This window comes from Fusibacter sp. 3D3 (assembly GCF_001748365.1).
Taxonomy (GTDB): Bacteria; Bacillota; Clostridia; order Peptostreptococcales; family Acidaminobacteraceae; genus Fusibacter_A.
In genome coordinates this window covers 138,537-158,743 of sequence record NZ_BDHH01000009.1, presented here as the reverse complement: position 1 = coordinate 158,743, position 20,207 = coordinate 138,537, and the positions used below count along the sequence as shown (strand labels likewise).

Here is a 20,207-nt window from a genome sequence, read left to right as displayed (position 1 = left end):
AGTTATTATGAAAAGAATAGTTAGCATTTTTTTAGTGATCTCAATACTGCTTCAAATGATGTATGGCATAGGTGTTGCTGATGATTCTGAAAGCAGATTCTTAGATTATTATAAGGACTACAACGCCTTCATCATGCTAACAGACGTCCCCATGGCAACAAATGGTTACGCTTTTAGAACCGTAGGCGTAAAACTCACAGCACCCATTGAAAACGGTGAAGCTCTGACGATATATATGCCTATGAATGAAATTTTAGATAAGCGACAATTATATGATGTTGGAAATAGAACATGGATGAAAAGTGAATTCCACATCAAACTAGATGAAATCTATAAACAATATAAAACCTTCTATGGAAACGATCCCGAGCGGTCAGACGGTCTTGAAAGATTTTTCGGCAATGATAACATCATGGGCGTAGATGCCATACTTGCCCCAGTTTTAAGTGGACAGGTTCAAGGGCAAGTTACAAGTGCTTCAACAGACTTGGGGACCGGTTATACTGGAACGCTCTATAAAACCTTTGATGAATTTAATGCTGCGCCGTATAATTGGCAAGATAGCACAAGACAAGCCGTCAGCAAAGACTATTATAATCGTAAAATTGGGTTCAAAGCTCAACCGGTGGGCAGTATGACCCCCGTTATTACAAAACTGCTTACTGATGGCACGCATGAGCGCAAAACAGAGTACACCTTCAAAGAGGGGGAAGTGATCACACTTGATGGCGTTCAGTCCAWATATACCGTTCATGATCCGATATATCACTGGTCATACTATTTATTTGGAAACAGTAYGCCACTAGGCACMATRGATAAGAACGATCCAGGTGTTTTCTTAAACCAACCCCTTGCAGTGGGCGATTATATCGTTAAACTCAGTATGTCACAAACTTTTGACACCGTTTGGCTAGGCACATCAAAGACTTTGACATCCTCAACTACAGCKGAWGTRCTTCTTCACATCATCCCAAACGAAGCCCCACTCATCACCGCAAGCATCACAGCACCAAATGAAATAAAGCTACCTGAGCATCAAGGCACAGCACAAGTGCCTGTRAACTTAACCACAATCGCAAAAAACATAAACCTAGAAGATATCCAAAGCATCAGTCTGACGCTTCAAACCGATGGCGGGGGACAACCCAAGACACAAATCTTTACCCCAAGTCTGGSCCAAGAATTCAGTGCAACCTTTAGCATCCCTTATCAAGGAAAACCCTTCCTCCAATTTTTTGAGGGTARGGCGACCCTGACACTAAAGGGTGGTAAAAAAATAGAGAGTAACATTGCAAGAACAGGCACATTCATTTACAAAGAAAGTTCCAATATACCACCAGTGCCAGTGATCTCGATGCCAGASAGYGCCATCGTCGGTCCCGTTCACATCTCGGGGAAACGGTCCTATGACAAAGACGGCGAAATCACAAACTATGATTTTTACATTCCAGCGATTGGCTTTAGCGCCAGTGAAGACAATTGCGATCCCAAGTTTTGGGGCACAGGTGAATTTTTAGTCATCCTCGGTGTGACAGATAATGATGGAGCCTACTCTGAAACGAGCGAGCGCATCACCATCACGAAACCTTTTCCGCAAGTACACATCAACACGACAGGGTACTACAAAGAAAACCGAAAAATAGCACTCAGTGCCTATAACGACACCGAATTTCTGAGCAAAGTCGGGAACAACTACACTTGGACGATTACCCCTATGAGCGAAGGAACCGCCGTCCAAAACATCAAAATGACCGCCAATAATGGACAGGCCATAGACGTCCTCTTTAAAAAGACAGGCAAATATCTCATAGAAGTGACAGGGACAAACACCTATGGCATGACCGACACAAAGCAGAAAATCATAGACGTATCCATAGATGAATCCCCGATCATGSTGATCGATGCCAATGAGATCGTTTAYAGGGATGAAAATAAAGTGGCCACGATTAAAGCCTATGACCACTCCTACTCAACAGATGGTGATTACCTCAAYGAGAGAACATGGCGCTATAAATTTGATTCAGATAATGATGGCATATTCACAGAYGAAGCCCCAGTACAGCTCAAAACAACAACCACCCAGTGGGATAGAGCCTTAGAGTTTGAAGCTTCACACGTAGGGCGGTATGAAATCACCCTCACCACCAAAGAAACCTTCGGGCAACCCACCCTACCGAGTTTTTTAGTGGCAAGTGATTACAAGACAGGGACCACCACAAAAGTCATCACAGTGGACAATATCAAGCCAGTGGCAACTTTCCTTGATATTCCCGATAAGAAAATAGACATCACCTTAGTCACAGACTATGAAGGTGATGACCTTACAACCCTAGAGAACCGAATGAATCAGTATGTATCGGATAGCTATGACGATTATAAAAAGGTACAGTTTAACATCGTATCCGGAAAGAAAATCATTGGAAAAGACATTATGGAACAAGCAGACTTCGAAGTCCCACTCAAATATACAACGCCATATACGGTTGCTTATGATGCATTTTATTCTAGAACAATAACAGCGACAGACGAAAATGCTGTAACCGCAAAATTTGTAATGTATGATAGTTATGACAATGCCAAAGACATTGTTTTCACTTACACCAAAACATTTGATTCAAACGTAAAATCAGTCAAAACGATTTTATATGCGGGATTTGTACTTTTAGAAAATGGGGATATTTGGATGTGCGGAACAGATCAAACAAGATTTTCTGATCTTGGATTTAATAGCTGGTACTTATCTTCTTACACACCTTATATGAGCGGTTTTAGAAAAGTTATGAGTGATGTTAAAGAAATCAGAAATGACTATAGAATGTATAATGGTAATGTTGATGGCCCCCAATATGGCATAGATAATATTTATGCACTTAAAAATGACGGTACGGTGTGGGTAAATGGGTGTAATATGGGAGATGCGAATAATGCTCAGTATGATCCAGGTAACTGGGAAGAAAAYAGGACKTTCTTTGCTGTAAATCTTGCGAATTTAAGACTGGAAGGACGTTATCCTGTAAGCGCAACGCTTGGATTTCAACAAATTCCGAATTTTAATAACATAACACGTATTGAAGTTCGAAATGGATTGGTGCTTGGCATGACAACAGATCATCGTTTTTTTACAGCAGGGCAAAGCCCCCAATTAGTAGGTGGGTTTTATAGATCGGGGAAAAACAGGCATCCGACATCAGCCGCGGGTAAAATAATAATGGATAACGCTCCAACAGCAATCGAAGTGACTTGTCTTGGTGGATATGATTTTATTGATATTGCAGCGGATAAATATGGTATTTACTATGTAAGTAAAGACAAAGGACTTTACAAAGTCACCGCATCAACAGGCGGATGGGAATGGGTTTGGAGTGAACAAGCGAGAAATTATTTTGTAACAGAACCGCCATTTACATTTGGAGTAAATCTTGTAAAACAATATCCACAAGATTTTGTAAGTCTTATAAAGTCGCAATTGCCCTATTATGATCGGGAATACAGTATCTATTATGAAATGAATGGGGATTACAATTTTTATAGTTATTTTAATGGCACCAAAATATTAGCTCAACAGGGTGTTAAATACGATAGGGAGGTTGATATTGGAGATGACGAAACAGAATGGGTAACTCGAACCTATATTAAAGCACCCCCCGAAGGCACAGAATGGGTTGAAGTCTACAATGAAGTTGGTAAAATTGCATACCCTGGTCGCAACATCGAAGTCATAGACGTAAACGATGCCACCACCTCAACTTACAGGCCAAACTCAAACCGTTACTTCATCTACCTCGCCAAAGGGGATTCGTTTAAAACAGCTACATCAGCCCTTACAGACTTTATCAAAGAACAAGATCTAAACGTCTACATCTCATGTGATCCAAAGTATAATAACAAACAATCGAAGCTGAATTCAGAAGCCATCACCCTCAGCCAGCTCTTAACCGCAAAACCAAACGGTAAAAAATATGGACTGGGTGCCCTTGAAAGCATTTTAACGGATATCAGCAACGTCAACAGCATCCAAAGAGCACCTGATGGTGGCCTATACCTCGTCTATGGAGAAGACACCATCACCTATGACAAATTCTACAGAGACTTTGAAGGAGACCCGAAACTTTCAGAGCAGTCAAAGGCAATCCACGACAAAGACTACTTTGAAAACACCATGGGCTTATCTGCATATCACAATAAAGTGCTGTCAGTACCCCTGACCACCTTTGACAAAGTGGGCAAATTTACCATCGAATACAGCGCAACAGACAAACCTAGCACAGATGCACGGTTTATGAACTACAATAAAACATCAGACCCAGACACCTTAAAAGTCTATGTACACAGACGGCCCATAGCAGACTTTGACATCACTTACAACTACAGCGCCACAGACATAGGCATCACCCTAAACGATCTATCCTATGACCTAGACCACGGCTCAATGGCAAACAAAGGCATTATCAAATGGGACTGGGCATACAAGATCAATGGCGAGACCACATGGCACACAGGCAAGCCTACAAATGTTAACTATAAAGACACCCTTGAAATCGCAYTGACAGTCACAGACCTAGAAGGGGCGACCTCGAAGATCAATCAAAGGGTGTTTATAATGCCTGATGAAATGCCCATAACCCTGACCAGCACCCTAATCACAGAAAGACCAGAATTTAACACCCAAAGTATCCCCGCATCAGAAATTCTAAAACTCAAAGACATAAAAGTGAACACCACCTTAGCACATGGCATAGAAGTCACTTTAAAAAACAACGCTGGCACAACCCTTAAAAAGGACATTGCCTACACCAATAGCTCTACCGCTCACTACACCGAACCAAATGCAAGCGAAAGGCACTGGCATGACATCACCATAGAGATTCCAGCGTCTTACAAAGATGGGGACTATCAAATCGAACTCGCCCTAAAAGACCTAAAGACGAGCACAAGTGTAGACTATCCGATTTCGGGCGAGGACCAGATGATCAACACACACCCTTTCAAAGTGAAGACACCCGTTAAAATCACCGCATCACTCACCGCAGAAAGTGGCAATGCATATAACCTCAAAGGCATCACAGGGCGATATTCAAACGAGACCCTTGTCAGACTCTTTTCAGGGACCCCCTATGAAAAGACCTTCGCTCTATCCAAAACCTCAGAAACGCATAAAGCGAATCGCCTGGAAGACGAAGAGACATGGAAGCGCAATATAAAAGTCATCGCAACAGATCCAGTCACAGGTGCACCAGCACCCTCTGGACAGTACACCGCAAGGTTTGAAACCCAGACGTTATCAGGGAATCGTGCCATAGACGAAGTGCCCTTTGACTATCAACCCGTAACCGTCAAATACTTCGATGCCATAGGCTACTGGAACCACTGGCGAGGACAGACCACACTCAAGGGCGAAGTCACCACCATAGAACCYCACCGGTTTCTATCACACGAATGYGTGATCTTTGAAGCCTTAATCCAAGGGGATATAGAAARGGCGCTCCTAAGGCTCAGCCCAGAACTGGAATCCATGACCTACTGGGACAAGTACAACAACGTCTACCGCTATGAAGATGACTTTAAAACGAGATACTACTTCCCAGAACGSCTAAGACGCACCAAGAAAACCGCAGAAGGTGACCTCTGGCAATTTGAATACGCCCTGCCCTATGCAGACTCCACCCAGAGCTTTGAGAACGAGCGCCTAAAGCCGAGCTATAAAGCCACACTCTACGTCATCCCAAAGGGCGTGGACTGGAACGGTGACTATAACACAGAGGGCATGATCAAAATGGAGATCACCGACATCGACATCACAGGCAACATCTACGACCTGCTCTACATTGAGCCGGTTCGGGGGAATAGGGAGTAAAAAATAAAATTTGCAAGAAATATTACAAAATTATGACGATTGAAATAATTCTGCAATATGAGTTTCACAATTTATTCACAAATACGTCATAGTGTATACACAAGTAAATTCTATACTGAGTATAAGTTAAGTGAAAGCTTAACGAACCCCATAAACCCCAAACATTATTAACCCCAATTAATAACAAAACCCCAAATGAATTGCGAGTGGGTTCCCCCAAAACTCCCACTCGTGCAATTCCCCCCTAAAAACATATTTATTTTTAAGCCTCTAGCCCGTGCTAGAGGCTTTCGATTTTTTGATCGTGTGTATAGGATTGATCAACTTGACGTACGTTTTAATGTACGTTATAATAGACACAGGAGGTGATATTATGATTACTACAAGCGTTACAAATTTTAGAAAAAACATCTATAATATTTTAAGCCAAACGATTAAATTCAATGAACCAGTGAATATAAATACTAAAGATGGAAATGCTGTTATTATTAGCGAAGAAGACTATAATGGACTGCTTGAAACTTTATATCTATCTAGTATTCCCGAAGTTAAAAAAAGTATTGTAGAGGGTCTAAATACGCCTATTGAAGCATGTTTGGAAGAAGACGAGGTAGAATGGTAAATGTACAAAGTCGTATTTACGAAGAAGGCTCAAAAGGATATCGAAAAACTGAAATCAGTAGGCTTAACGAAAAGAGCAAAAAATTTAGTCGAATTGATTAAGGGCAATCCTTATGCAGTACCACCCTCATATGAAAAACTTGTTGGTGATTTAAATGGTGCATACTCTAGACGCATTAATATTCAGCATAGGCTAATTTACAGCGTAGATGAGTCAGAAAAAATAATAAAAATTATCAGAATGTGGACACACTATGAATAAAAAACGTATTCACAATGAAAAAAAGCCCCATAATCACCTTGCAGGTTCCTCCGCAGTGCATTGAGAACCGCGAACAGAAAGAGTGGTTATGGGGCTTTTTTAGGATTTGGGTCCAAATTTGAACTTGAAACACATTAAAACTCTATAATTTGTTCTGTCGCATCTAAGTGAATTACCTTGCCAAAAGCAAGTGTCGGTTGTGGGAAATTATGACCTGCTCTTAAGTTGGCTAAAATGGGTTTGCCGAAGGGCATCAGAACTTCTCTAAAAATAGTATCAAGGTCTAAGTCCGTACCGCCATAACCTTTACTTTCAGGATTACAATCGCTAAAAGTGCCCAAGATAATTCCTTCGCAATCATTAAATTTACCAGCGAGCGCAAGTGCAGTGAGCATCTTGTCTATTTTATAGTTGGGTTCGCTCACTTCCTCGATAAAGAGAACTTTTCCTTTGGTATCCAGTTCATAAGGGGAGCCTAAAGTGGAGATGAGCAGTGAAAGGTTACCCCCTATGAGCTCTCCACTGCATTTTCCAGGAACAAGCGTTATAAAATCTTCACCAATCGGATTTTTAAGGATACCTTTAAAACCTAAAGTCATCAAATTCGCACGAAAGCTTTCAAGCGTGTACATGTCTTGATAACAAGCATGATCTTCGTCCACGAACACATCCGAAGAGGCCATTGGACCGTGGAAAGTTGCCAAATCACATTTCTGATTGAGGACGATATGAAGTGCCGTGATATCGCTAAAGCCCATAAAGACTTTTGGATGTTTGGCGATCTGTTCATAATCGAGCAATTTGAGTAAGCGTGTCGCACCTGATCCACCCTTGAGGCATATGATGCCTTTAATGCGATCGTCAAGAAAAGCATCGTTTATATCTTTTGCCCTGAGCGCATCTGAGCCTGAAAGATGGCCATGGTAGGCATAGCAAGACGGATACATAACCGGTTCAAAACCTAGAACCTTCATAGCAGCCTCAGCTTTATGAACGCGCATTTCATTGGTCGGTGTTGAGGGACATAGAACGGCAACCTGGTCCCCTTTCTTTAACGGATTTGGGAATTGCATAAAAACCTCCTTTTGTTGTAAATAAATGGGTGCGTATGGATTTGAAGCGTTTTGTGGTGAGTTTCGTGGTGTACGTGGTACACCACGAAACTCTTATTATGTGATTAACGCAAATTTAGTGCCAATCTTTAACTTCAGTATGATATAATTCTGTCAACGCGTAAATAGTAGAATTTATAAAATGAAAAAATTTAAATTGTTATTTAGGGGGTGCGCTTATGGACACATCCAGATTATTAGACGAAATTGATGAAGGATTCATCTATATAGACAAAGAGGGCATCGTTAAAGCTTACAACCAAGTGGCTAAGGAAATCACAGGTGTGGTCTTTTCGAGAACGAGTATCCATTCAGCGGGCAGAATTGAAAAAGGCGATCTCGTGGTAATCGCCAACAACAGAATGGGCTATGATGATGGCAACTTAACCGTTGAAGATTTAAGCGTCTTAAATTTGCCCTACAACGATCTAAAAGCTGGAGATGCCTTTATCGCTGTGGGCATATATGGCGATGACAGTTATAAAGGCATCATCAAAAACTGGCGTAATAAGGCGATTAATCGAAAATTAAAATATTCGGGTGCTTTTGCAGGTCGGTTTATAGAAGTGATTATAGACATTGTTGAAAAAAGTATGGAAATTGCTGTTGATAGCGTGCCTTACATCATGCATTATACACACGCCATTGGACACATGGTGGTAATCGATGGCGCTACGGGTGTGCTCAAGTTTCATCAAGCAAGAGGTTATACCATTCGAAAAGAAACCGTGAGAGATTTATTGAGCCAAAAACCTTTTAGAAGCAAGGTGCCAAACGAAGAATCTTATGAAGTTCTCCATAAGAAAATTGGCGATATCTTTGAATATAACGAGCTTCTGAGTAAAATTTATGACAGTTTAAATGGAAAAGCTTGTTATTTTGAAAAGACATTTTATCAGATCAATAAAAGACCGACACTCTGCACACTTCAACCAATAGGGGAACTTGATGCGCCAGAAGGTGTCGTTCTGAAGATCGTCGATGTTTCCAATCTAGAAGTGCTTATGATGAAGCGAAACGAAATTCTCATGAAGATGGAAATGGCAAATGAATCCTTGTTGACTGAGGGCGCAGATGGCGTACATCAAATGTTTGAGAAGATCATTGGCTCAAGTCAACCGATGCAACAAGTCATGCATCTTGCCTATAAGGCTTCCAAATCGAGATCCACCATTCTCATTACGGGTGAGAGTGGTACAGGGAAATCCCTGATCGCAAAGGAAATTCACAGACTTCAAGATGGAAAATCAAAGCCCTTTATCAGTGTGAACTGTACTGCGATTCCCAATACACTTTTTGAAAGTGAACTGTTTGGCTATGAAAAAGGAGCCTTTACAGGGGCTGAGAGAACAGGCAAAAAAGGTTTTTTTGAACTCGCATCAGGAGGCACCATCTTCTTAGATGAAATTGGCGAATTGCCACTTGAAGTTCAAGGCAAGTTACTCCACGTGCTACAACATAAGAGTTTTTACAAAGTAGGCGCACTTCAACCGACACATGTTAATGTAAGGGTCATTGCAGCGACGAATGTCAATTTGGAAGAAGCCATTGCAGAGAAAAAATTTAGAGAAGACTTATATTATCGCATCAATGTTTTTCCCATAGAAATGCCACCGCTCAGGGATCGAAAATCTGACTTATACCCCTTGATTCGAAACATCATGGAAAAACTTTCTGATGAAATAGAGATTCCGGTAAAGGATTTTTCAGGTGAAGCCCTTGATAAGATGGTGTCTTACCATTGGCCAGGGAATGTCAGAGAGCTGGAAAATGTCATTGAGCGCGCCATGAACATATCAGATGCTGATATTATTGAATCTGACTATATAACCATAAATTTGAGACATGAAGTGAAGCCTCTCAACATGAAAGAACAGCTTCAAGAAGTTGAAAAAAGCATGATTTTAGAAGCACTTGAGAGAAACGAATTCAAACATAAGGAAACATATGAAATGCTTGGACTTTCGAGATCGGTTTACTATGAAAAACTTAAGAAATACGATATCTCTAAATCCTGAGGTTAGGACGATAAAATCCTGACCTCGGGATTTTATTTCTTTTTTGTTACAAGTTAAGCGTATACAATAGTGAAGACCTGATGAGCTCTATAAATAAAGATCTTTTCCGTGAAGTGTTGAGGGTTGCCAGTAAATATCTGTTTTTCAAACCGTAATGAGATTATTCTAGATAAAATTATAGATTTGGCATGAGCTTTGCAATGTACAATACCGAGGTTTTACTTTAAATACATTTGTGATGCTAAAAAAAATGACAAATGTACATATCAAGACAAATTATCAAGACAATCTATCAAGACAATCTATGAAGACAAATTATCAAGCGAATTAAACAAGCGAATTAAACAAGAGAATGTAAAAGGGGGACTATCAAATGAAAAAAGTCATAGCACTGATACTTGCCATGATGCTTGTGCTTTCTGGCTGTGGATCCAAGCAACCAGCGACATCTGCAGAACCACCGACTACAGCACCATCAACAGATGCATCTTCTTCTGGTGATACAGTAGTTGTAGCAGAACAGGCAAAATACGATGAGGTACAAGAATATAAAGCGGTTTATTCTGGCGAAGTGACCACTTTAAACTATTTAACTACAGCTTCAACAAACGAATTTGGTGTGGCAGCGAACTTTATTGACACTTTAATTGAATACGATCAATACGGCGTGGAGCAGCCTTCACTTGCAACAGAGTGGTCTGTGTCTGACGATGGTCTTGTGTGGACCTTTAAAATTAGAGAAGGTGTCAAATGGTATGACAATGAGGGCAAAGAAGTGGCAGATGTGACTGCGCAAGATTTTGTGGATTCTATGAAATTCATCATGAATCCAGTAAATGAATCCAAAACAGCTCAAATTGCTTATGATGTCATTAAGAATGCTCAAGATTTTTATGAGGGTAAAATCACTGACTTTAACCAAGTTGGTGTGAAGGCAATTGATGCTCATACACTGGAGTACACATTATCCAAACCGACACCTTATTTTCTTTCCATGTTGACTTATGTGTGTTTCTTCCCAGTGAATGGGGCATTTCTAGAAGAAACAGGCGATCGCTTTGGCACGGATAATACAAAGCTCCTCTACAACGGGCCTTACATCCTTTCCACATTTGAGCCACAAACGAAACGTGTGCTTACGAAAAACGAAAACTACTGGGATAAAGACAAAGTACACATCGAAAAATTGACGTTTAAATACAACAAAGAAGCGGATGCGCTCTCCACTGAACTCTATTTAAGAGGCGAAATTTCGGCAGTTGCGATTCCATCATCTTCTATAGACGAGTGGATGAATGACAGTGCAAAAAGAGAATTGTTTAGACCTGCAACAACCAGTTTTTACACTTATTTCTTTACACTTAATTTTGAACCCACATTTGAAGCGGCGTTTGAACCAGAGAACTGGAAGCTCGCAGTGAACAATACAAGCTTTAGAAAAGCACTGTTTCATGCTCTAGACTCCAGAGCTGCCATGTTGACTTCAGAACCCTACAATCCTGAAAAACGACTATCCAGCACCATTACACCTAAAAACTTTACATCAGTAAATGGGGAAGATTTCGTCATGATTTCAGATCTTGCAAATTTTGTGGACAAAGAATCCTTTAGCATTGCAGATGCGTTAAAATTCAAAGAACAAGCTATGAAAGAGCTTGAGGGTAAAGTGACTTTCCCAGTGAAACTCTTCATGCCTTACAACTCAGGTTTATCTGACGCAACGAACAGAGCTCAAGTTATACAACAGCAAATTCAAGGCACATTGGGCGATGATTTCATCGAAGTTTACCTGTCGCCATATCCGCCAACAGGGTTCTTAAATGCTACGAGAAGAGCGGGGAACTACTCTTTAATGGAAGTAAACTGGGGGCCAGACTATGCGGATCCAGAGACTTACACAGATCCATTTGTAAGAGACTCAAACTATAATTTCCCTGAATATTGTACAGAAATAGACTAAAATGGTAAAAATCTCTACGAAGTATATGAAGGCCTAATTAACGCAGCCAAAGCAGAGCGCGTTGATATTGCCAAACGTTACGAATTGTTTGCAAAAGCAGAAGCTTATTTAATAGACAAAGCATTTGTAATCCCTTACGCACTTGGTGGCGGCGGGTATGTCTCTTCAAAATTAGATCCATTTGAAGCGATGTACTCCCCATTCGGTGTCTCTTCTGAAAGATATAAATTGCAACACATATTAGCGGTGCCAATGAACAACGACGCGTACGATGACAATCTGATCAAATGGCAAGCAGAGCGTGAAGAAGCGCTTAAAAAGATTCAATAAGAGTGAGCGTGTCAAATTCCATTTAAATCGGATGCATAAAATAAGGCATTCTAAGGGGTGCAATCCTAGAGGCAATCCTCCAAGGGGCACCCTTTTTATCATCTTAAGAAGGAGGAAATCATGCTTAAATATGTGATTAAGCGGATCTTCAGATCATTTATGACGCTGTTTATCGTGACGAGTGTTGTCTTTATGCTCATGAGGCTTATGCCAGAAGAGGGATATTTTGGAGACGGATACGATAAGCTAGACGAAGTTCAAAGGGAAGCCATTATGACGGGCATGGGTCTCAGAGATCCAATGCATATCCAGCTCTTTCATTTTTACAAAGGCCTTATAAAAGGGGATTTAGGCACTTCTATTACTTATAGACCTAAAGTACCCGTTACAGAAATACTTGCAAAGAAGATTCCATACTCGCTGTGGCTTGGCCTCAGCTCTATTTTCATCGCCATTATATTCGGCCTTTGGATGGGCATTAGCATGGCACAGCATAAAGATCGACTTATTGATGGTGCTGGCACTTTCTATATCGTTTTTATCAGGGCAGTGCCCTCCGCCGTTTACTATCTCTTCCTGCAGCTTTATCTCACAAGTTGGTTGAAACTTCCTATTTTATTTGATGTGGATGATAAGGCGAGTTTTTTTCTGCCCCTTTTATCGATGTCGCTGGTGAGCTTGGCGGGCTATGCCATGTGGATGAGACGGTATATGGTAGATGAACTCAATAAAGATTATATTAGACTCGCAAGAGCAAAAGGACTAAAGAGCAAGGAAATCATGTTCAAACATGTGATGCGAAATGCATTTGTGCCCATGGCTCAGTATTTGCCAACTTCCATTTTATTTGCCATCAGTGGTTCACTTTACATTGAATCGCTTTATTCGATTCCAGGAATCGGGAGCTTACTTGTAGAATCCATTCAAAGACAAGATAACCCTTTGGTACAATCACTTGTATTAATTTATGCGGCAATCAGCATATTTGGACTGTTAATGGGTGATGTGCTCATGGCATTCTTTGATCCTAGAATTAAATTTGAAGCGCAAGGCGGTGGCAGATGATGAATCAAAATATGAAGCATATATCAGAAAATATTGACGAGACACTTTTTACCTTTGCAGATTACGATCAATCTGCGGGTGAAGCAATAGGTTACTCCAACTATTCCTACTGGCAATCGACGATTCAGGTGTTCTTTAAGAACAAAGTGGCCGTATTTCTACTGATCTTGATTGTTCTATTACTTGCTTTTACCTTTATACAGCCTCTATTACCCAATCAAAAACTGCCGACGAAAATTTACAATGATCCTGCGACGAACATGCAGTATAGAAATGTGACGCCTAACAGTGAATTTTGGTTCGGTACAAATTCCATCGGACAGGATTTGTGGTCTAGAATCTGGAGTGGCACGAGGACATCATTGATCATTGGCTTTATGGTGGGCTTATTTGAAGTGGTTGTGGGCATTGTCATCGGTGCGATTTGGGGTTACATGAGAAAATTAGACCGTGTGATCACAGAAGTTTATAACGTATGGAATAACATTCCAACGACCATCGTGCTCATCCTTTTGACGTATATCATGCGCCCAGGAATCTTTACACTGATCTTTGCCATGAGCATCACCAGCTGGCTTGGGATGACCTTGTTGGTTAGAAATCTGATTGTTATTTTAAGAGATCGTGAATACAACTTGGCGTCAAGATGCCTTGGAACGCCTATCAACCGTATTATTAGCAAGAATTTAGTCCCTTACCTTGTGTCTGTTATCATGCTGAGGATGGCACTTGCGATTCCAACGGCGATTGGGCTTGAAGTCTTTTTGACTTACATTGGACTCGGGCTTCCAGTGGATATCCCTTCGCTTGGAAATCTTGTAAATGAGGGCCGAATGTTGATGATGAGTGCATCTTTGAGATATCAATTGTTTTTCCCTGCGATTGTAATTTCTCTGATCACAATTGCTTTTTATGTGATGGGAAATGCCTTTGCAGATGCAGCCGATCCAAGAAATCATGTGTAAGGAGGATGCTATGAACCCAAACGAAACGCCAATTTTGACCATAGAAGACTTAGTGGTAAAATTTAATCTGAGAGGGCGCACCCTTTCTGCCATAAGAGAAGCTTCTCTTTGCTTATACAAAGGGGAGAGTTTAGCTATTGTAGGAGAATCTGGATCGGGTAAATCCGTCTTTACCAAATCTTTCATGGGTCTACTAGATGCCAATGGCTGGGTGGATTCTGGAACGATCAAATATAAAGATTATGACCTTGCCACTTTTAAAAGTGAAAAAGATTGGCTTAAAATTAGAGGCAAAGAGATTGCAATGGTCTTTCAAGACCCCATGACGAGTCTAAATCCGCTTAAAACCATAGGGAAGCAAGTGAGAGAAGCAGTAGTCAAACATCAGGGGCTAAAGGGCAATGAAGCCACAAAAGCCGTGTACGAAATACTTGAAAACGTCGGCATAGATGAGCCCCAAAAGCGTTATAAGCAGTATCCGTTTGAATTTTCTGGCGGGATGCGTCAGCGTGTGGTAATCGCTATAGCAGTGGCCTGTAACCCCGAAATTCTCATATGTGACGAACCCACCACAGCGCTCGACGTTACGATCCAGGCTCAGATCATGGAACTCATAGGAGCGCTTCAAAGAAAATACCAGCTCACTGTGGTCTATATCACACATGATCTTGGCGTCGTGGCACATGTTGCGGACAGAGTTGCTGTTATGTACGCGGGTGATATTGTGGAGATCGGTCTTTCAGAAGAAATTTTCTACGATCCGAGGCATCCTTACACCTCTGCACTCTTAGCGTCTTTACCTCAACTTGGCATCAAGGGTGAACCGCTTTATGCCATCAAGGGAACACCGCCAAATCTCTTTAAAAAAGTGGAAGGAGATGCCTTTGCTTTTCGTAATGAAAAAGCACTCAAAATTGATTTTGTGGAGCGCCCGCCTTATTTTAAAATTTCAGAGACGCATTATGCGAAGACGTGGCTTATGGATGCCAGAGCACCAAAAGTGGAAAGGCCTAAAACCATAGAACTCCTGAGGGAAAGGAGCGCCAAATGAAACGAGAAAAACTGCTCGAAGTGAAGGCTTTAACGGTTGCTTTTGGCAATCGAAAAAATAGATTTGTAGCTGTAAATGCTGTGAATTTTGATATTTATAAAGGGGAGACGTTTGGACTGGTGGGAGAATCCGGTTCCGGTAAAACCACCATCGGCCGTGCGATCATGCGTATCAATGAAACGGACTCAGGAGATATTTACTTTAATGGTCAGAAAATTAATGGTAAGATTGATAAGAAACTAGACCGAGAAGTTATTAAAAATATTCAGATGATTTTTCAAGATCCCATGGCATCACTCAATGAGCGTGCCAAAGTGGATTACATTGTATCAGAAGGCCTCTATAATACTAAACTTTATGATGATGAAGCAGATCGAAAGCGCAAAGTAGAAAAAGCATTGCTCAGCGTGGGCTTATTGCCAGAGTTTGCAAGTCGCTTTCCACATGAATTTTCAGGTGGTCAAAGACAGCGGATTGGTATCGCGAGAACACTTGTGATGAAACCAGAACTCATCATTGCGGATGAACCCATATCAGCACTGGATGTGTCCATAAGAGCTCAAGTCATTAATCTGATGAATGATCTTAAAAAAACACTGGGGTTAACCTATCTCTTTATTGCGCATGATCTGTCCGTTGTGAGATTTATAACAGACCGAGTTGCGGTTATACACAAAGGGCGCATCGTTGAACTGGCAGAGACAGAAGAACTCTACCAAAATGCGGTACATCCTTACACGAAAGGTCTTTTATCAGCCATCCCAATGCCCGATCCAAAGACCGAAAAGAATCGCAAATTTGAGAAATACGACCGAAGCATGCATGACTATGAGGTGAGTCCCCCTAAATGGATGGAGATTAGGCCTGAGCATTGGGTTTTAGCAAATGAGGAGGAATTTGAGCGCTATAAGGTAGAGCTGTAGAAGATAGAGCTGTAAATTAGAGTTTTAGAGGTTGAAGTTCGCAGGGGTATACTTTTGTAAATAAAAGATGAGGAGGACGCTCATGGGGAAAAATCTATTAGCGGGAAATTTATCAAAGGGTATATGTGAAAATTTAAAATGCGTGGAAGGCCAATTGATTCTTGAAGATCAACAAAATCATGGCATTTACGAATCAGAGGTGATCGAAGTCAATCCCTTCACCAATCTCGTTATGTCGTGGCGATCCAAAACGCATGAAAATGCATCTGTTGAGATTTGGGTAAAAATCAGAACAGAAGGCAGGTGGTCCTCTTGGTTTAGCTATGGTAAATGGAGTGATCAAGGCAATAACACGGGGAGTTTCAGTGGCCAGAAAGATATATTGGCGACATTGGATGTGGATTTGCTACTTGTGAATAGGGGGCATGCGGATGCTTGTGCTGTAAGAGTGGAACTCTTTAGAAAAGACATTGAAACGCCAACACCTGTATTTGAAAATTACTATATGGCTTTTAAACCCGTCGAGGGATGTGTTAAAGTCCCTTTTGTGGATAAAGCTGTGGATATCCATCTAAAAGTTCAAGCTTATTCACAGCTCGATATCCCAGAGATCGGCAACAAGATTTGCAGTCCAACTTGTGTGAGTATGGTCATGGCGTATTATGGTCTTGAAAAACAAATCACGGACACTGCAAAAGGTGTTATTGATAATGGGACAGGCATTTATGGCAACTGGTCTTATAATGTGGCCTACGCCAATGAAAGAGGTTTTAGGTCCCATGTGGAGCGCTTGGAAAATTTACATGAGATCAGTTTATATCTAAAGGAGGGCATTCCTTTAATCGCTTCTATAAAAACAAGGGATTTAGGGGCTCTACAGGGGGCTTATCAGACGTACCCAAGTGGTCATCTCGTGGTGATTACAGGGCTCTTTTATAAAGAGGGGCAATATTATTTTAGAGTGAATGATCCCGCTGCAAACACGTCGGACAAAGTGCCTAGAGAGTACTTGGTCGAAGAATTCTTAAACGTATGGAACGGTATTGTCTATGTGATCAGGCGATAATCAGACGATAACTAGGCGATAACTAGGCGAGGATTCAACATTTGTAGAAAGGGGAACGCCATGAATTTAGAGTATTTACGCGTAAGCTGTCCGGAAAACATAGATAATCTGGTGAAAATGGGTGCTTTTAGTCAAGCGAGGGCCGCTATTGAAAGGCACATGACACTGGAAATTCCGACGATATTAAAAGAGAGACTTGAACATGAACTGTTGACTATGGAGTTGATAGAGAGAGATTTCTTGCAGACTAAAAGTGAACTTTTCAAGGCGCTTTCTCCCTATATTGTTGGCCTTGATTTGGCCGAAATAGATACCTTCGAATCCGAAGGATATTTGCTTTGGCATATGATAGAAGGTGAGAAGAAGTATCATAAAAGAGCGGTTAAAACCGTTTTAAAAGAGAATATCCGTTTAGGAAACCGTTTAAAATTAGACCAGTATGAACCTGCAAAGGCTTGTTTAAAAGAACACAAGGCAGTGGATCTCGCCATTGATAAAATGAGGTCGACAGGAGAAATAACCGTTGAAACGACTTTAAAGACAAGCCTTAAAATAAAACCTGAAGTTTTAGAGGGTATTTTGGTTTCAGCACGTGAAGTCACAAGTCGATTTTACCTGCCTCTGCCTAGACGTGCCCATTTTACAAAGGCAGTAGAGGTGCTTGAAACTTCGAGTTCAAATTATCAGATTGCCAGTGAACAGGCACTTCAAAGAGTGATTTACGCCGAAGGCAATCTTGCCAGTAATACGAGTGATTCGAGTGATTCGGATGATTCGGATGATTCGAGTGATTCGGATGATTCGGATGATTCGGGTGATGCGTTTGAAATAAAATACCGATTTTTGAATCATATGATGTATAGACCCCTTTATGAAATGGCAGAGCAGCTTGAACAAAAAAATAAGGATGAAACCACAGACGGTCAAGTTGATTTTTTAAATGCCAAGGAGATGCATTTAAAGAAGATGAATTTATATGGTCATTTAAGCCAAGAGGATCAAGAACAGTACTTGAAAGAGAAGAGTCCTCATATTCTGTTCACACCACTCCTTGTGGATTTGGCGCATAAAATTGTCGAGCAAGAAACAGAGCCCTTGATTAAGGCAAAGCGTATATATGATTACATAACCCAGCATATACGCTACAGGTTCATGGGCTCTTATAGAATGCTACTCAATATTCCGGAGTATGGCGCACTTAACATGAGAGGCGATTGTGGGGTACAAGCGCTACTGCTTATTACGCTTCTGAGAATTGTGGGTGTGCCTGCAACCTTTGCATCTGGCCTTACCTCTGCACCTGATGTGGGATGTGGGATGCATGACTGGTCCGCTTTTTATGTTGAGCCCTATGGATGGTGTTTTGCAGATGCTTCCTATGGTGGCAGTGCTTACAGACGCGATTTAAAGGACAAGTGGCATTTTTATTTCGGCAATTTGGACCCTTACCGCATGATGAGTAATTTTGATTTTCAAGTGCCTTTTGAATTTCCTAAAGCTTTTGTGAGAGAAGATGCTTATGACAATCAAGTCGGAGAAGTGGAAACGAGCTCAGGCGCTCTTTTCTCGGATGACTACATTGAAAATACACAATTGATAGCAGTAAGAGAGGTAAGTGATGAGAGTATTTGATGCACATGAGGATATTTGGACACATGTTGCCCAGAAAAGATTAATTGGCGAAACAGATGTTTTTAAGACCTATCATTTGGAGAATCATATGAAAGGCAATGTGAAAAGTGGTATTTTTGTGATTTGGATAGATCCGCCTTTCACAGAAAATCCTATGGAGCGCCTCAAAGTTATTGTGAGAGAAATGAAAGCAGAAATTAAAGAGAGTCGTGAAATCTTGCAGATCGTCAAATCTTATGAAGACTATGAGTCGGCACTTAAAAGGGACGTCATAGGGGCGGTTATAGGTCTTGAAGGCTTGAGCTACATCACGGATTCATTGTCGCCACTGGATGAGCTTTACGCAATCGGTGCAAGACATGCATCGCTCACATGGAATGAAGAAAATGCACTTGCCACAGGGGTTAGAGGGAGCGCAGAAAGAGGCTTGACAGCACTGGGAAGACAAGCGATTAAAAAAATGGAAAATCTCAAAATGATTGTAGATGTGTCACATGCTAATGAACGCACCTTTTGGGATATTATGAGTAAGTGTTCTCGCCCTATCATTGCTTCACATTCCAATGCAAAAGCCATGTGGGATCATCCTAGAAATCTAACGGATCCCCAACTTAAAGCGATTAAAGAAACAGGCGGCGTGGTTGGTGTGAACAGTTATCCCGCATTTGTCAGTCAGGATAGAAATTTAGAGGGACTTGCAAATCAAGTGGATTACTTAGTCAACAAAATTGGCATCGATCATGTGGGATGTGGTTTTGATTTCTGTGATTACTTGGATTGGGAGAAAGAAGACAAGACGCCTAATGTGGCATCGTTTGATGTCCTCAGTGGATTAGAAAGCACTATAAAAGTACCCACACTCTTTTCAAAGCTCAGATCAATGGGGTATTCAGAACAAGCGCTTACCCAAATCGCACACGGCAATTTTGAACGCTTGTTAAAAGGGCTGTAATTGCATAAAAAAAAGACTTGTTCAACAAGTCTATTAGGGGGGAATGAGAAGTGAAAACGGGGGGACGCTTTCACTCTATTACCTTAATTGCTTTTAAGGTAATTTCATTTTACTGAATACTTATGACTAAACTATAGAGTAACTATGAATAAAATGTTAAATGGTTTTTGACACTCTAACTTTAAAGGATTAAGTCTAAAAAGTATTCAGATTTTAATGAAATTTTTATCTAAAATACACAAAAAGGACACAGCGACATGCTAAACTTGGTTTAACCTTTTAAGGCAACCCAAACATAATTTGCTGTGGAGAGACGCCCAAAACTTTCCACTCCCCGATTTGCTAAGCGCCATTTCCCAAGTGGCGCTTATACCTTTTTTGGAAAGACATCATATT

At 41.0% G+C, this 20,207-nt stretch carries 14 protein-coding genes; 13 read left to right on the top strand and 1 reads right to left on the bottom strand.

Annotated elements, in window-relative coordinates:
• The first annotated feature begins 7 nt into the window (after positions 1–7).
• From F3D3_RS11915 to F3D3_RS11905, 3 genes are all read left to right on the top strand, one after another.
• Positions 8–5,854, top strand: coding sequence for a hypothetical protein (locus tag F3D3_RS11915; RefSeq protein WP_069874201.1), 5,847 nt, complete (start codon positions 8–10; stop codon positions 5,852–5,854).
• Between the two features lie 373 nt (positions 5,855–6,227).
• Positions 6,228–6,476, top strand: a complete 249-nt coding sequence (locus tag F3D3_RS11910; protein ID WP_069874200.1) for a type II toxin-antitoxin system Phd/YefM family antitoxin — start codon at positions 6,228–6,230, stop codon at positions 6,474–6,476.
• Entirely contained in the window at positions 6,477–6,737 is a 261-nt protein-coding gene (locus tag F3D3_RS11905; RefSeq protein ID WP_069874198.1) for a Txe/YoeB family addiction module toxin, read from the top strand. It begins immediately after the preceding gene.
• Between the two features lie 134 nt (positions 6,738–6,871).
• Here F3D3_RS11905 and F3D3_RS11900 read toward each other — a convergent pair whose 3' ends face one another.
• The gene (locus tag F3D3_RS11900) at positions 6,872–7,810 is read right to left on the bottom strand and encodes an LD-carboxypeptidase (protein ID WP_069874196.1); all 939 of its coding nucleotides are present in this window, start codon (positions 7,808–7,810) and stop codon (positions 6,872–6,874) included.
• Positions 7,811–8,028: 218 nt separating this feature from the next.
• Here F3D3_RS11900 and F3D3_RS11895 point away from each other — a divergent pair, with 218 nt between their 5' ends.
• The 10 genes from F3D3_RS11895 to F3D3_RS11855 all read left to right on the top strand — a co-directional run bounded on the left by F3D3_RS11895 (position 8,029) and on the right by F3D3_RS11855 (position 19,811).
• On the top strand, positions 8,029–9,867 hold the full coding sequence (locus F3D3_RS11895; RefSeq protein ID WP_069874194.1) for a sigma-54-dependent Fis family transcriptional regulator: 1,839 nt from the start codon (positions 8,029–8,031) through the stop codon (positions 9,865–9,867).
• 373 nt (positions 9,868–10,240) lie between these two features.
• Positions 10,241–11,827: a peptide ABC transporter substrate-binding protein gene (locus F3D3_RS11890; protein WP_207645373.1), complete on the top strand. Its 1,587-nt coding sequence runs from the start codon at positions 10,241–10,243 to the stop codon at positions 11,825–11,827.
• 84 nt (positions 11,828–11,911) lie between these two features.
• Complete coding sequence (locus tag F3D3_RS24450) at positions 11,912–12,157, top strand: hypothetical protein (protein WP_207645372.1); 246 nt, start codon at positions 11,912–11,914, stop codon at positions 12,155–12,157.
• 120 nt (positions 12,158–12,277) lie between these two features.
• Complete coding sequence (locus F3D3_RS11885; protein ID WP_069874192.1) at positions 12,278–13,222, top strand: ABC transporter permease; 945 nt, start codon at positions 12,278–12,280, stop codon at positions 13,220–13,222.
• Complete coding sequence (locus F3D3_RS11880) at positions 13,219–14,187, top strand: ABC transporter permease (RefSeq protein WP_069874190.1); 969 nt, start codon at positions 13,219–13,221, stop codon at positions 14,185–14,187. The genes F3D3_RS11885 and F3D3_RS11880 overlap by 4 nt, the downstream gene beginning before the upstream one ends.
• Before the next feature lie 10 nt (positions 14,188–14,197).
• Positions 14,198–15,238: an ABC transporter ATP-binding protein gene (locus F3D3_RS11875; RefSeq protein ID WP_069874188.1), complete on the top strand. Its 1,041-nt coding sequence runs from the start codon at positions 14,198–14,200 to the stop codon at positions 15,236–15,238.
• The gene (locus tag F3D3_RS11870) at positions 15,235–16,161 is read left to right on the top strand and encodes an ATP-binding cassette domain-containing protein (protein WP_069874187.1); all 927 of its coding nucleotides are present in this window, start codon (positions 15,235–15,237) and stop codon (positions 16,159–16,161) included. Before F3D3_RS11875 ends, F3D3_RS11870 begins: the two co-directional genes overlap by 4 nt.
• 82 nt (positions 16,162–16,243) lie before the next feature.
• Positions 16,244–17,227 carry a C39 family peptidase gene (locus F3D3_RS11865; RefSeq protein WP_069874185.1) on the top strand — a complete coding sequence of 328 codons (984 nt, stop codon included), beginning with the start codon at positions 16,244–16,246 and terminating at the stop codon, positions 17,225–17,227.
• Positions 17,228–17,287: 60 nt separating this feature from the next.
• Positions 17,288–18,859: a transglutaminase-like domain-containing protein gene (locus F3D3_RS11860; protein WP_069874183.1), complete on the top strand. Its 1,572-nt coding sequence runs from the start codon at positions 17,288–17,290 to the stop codon at positions 18,857–18,859.
• Positions 18,846–19,811, top strand: coding sequence for a dipeptidase (locus F3D3_RS11855; RefSeq protein WP_069874181.1), 966 nt, complete (start codon positions 18,846–18,848; stop codon positions 19,809–19,811). The genes F3D3_RS11860 and F3D3_RS11855 overlap by 14 nt, the downstream gene beginning before the upstream one ends.
• Positions 19,812–20,207: the final 396 nt, after the last annotated feature.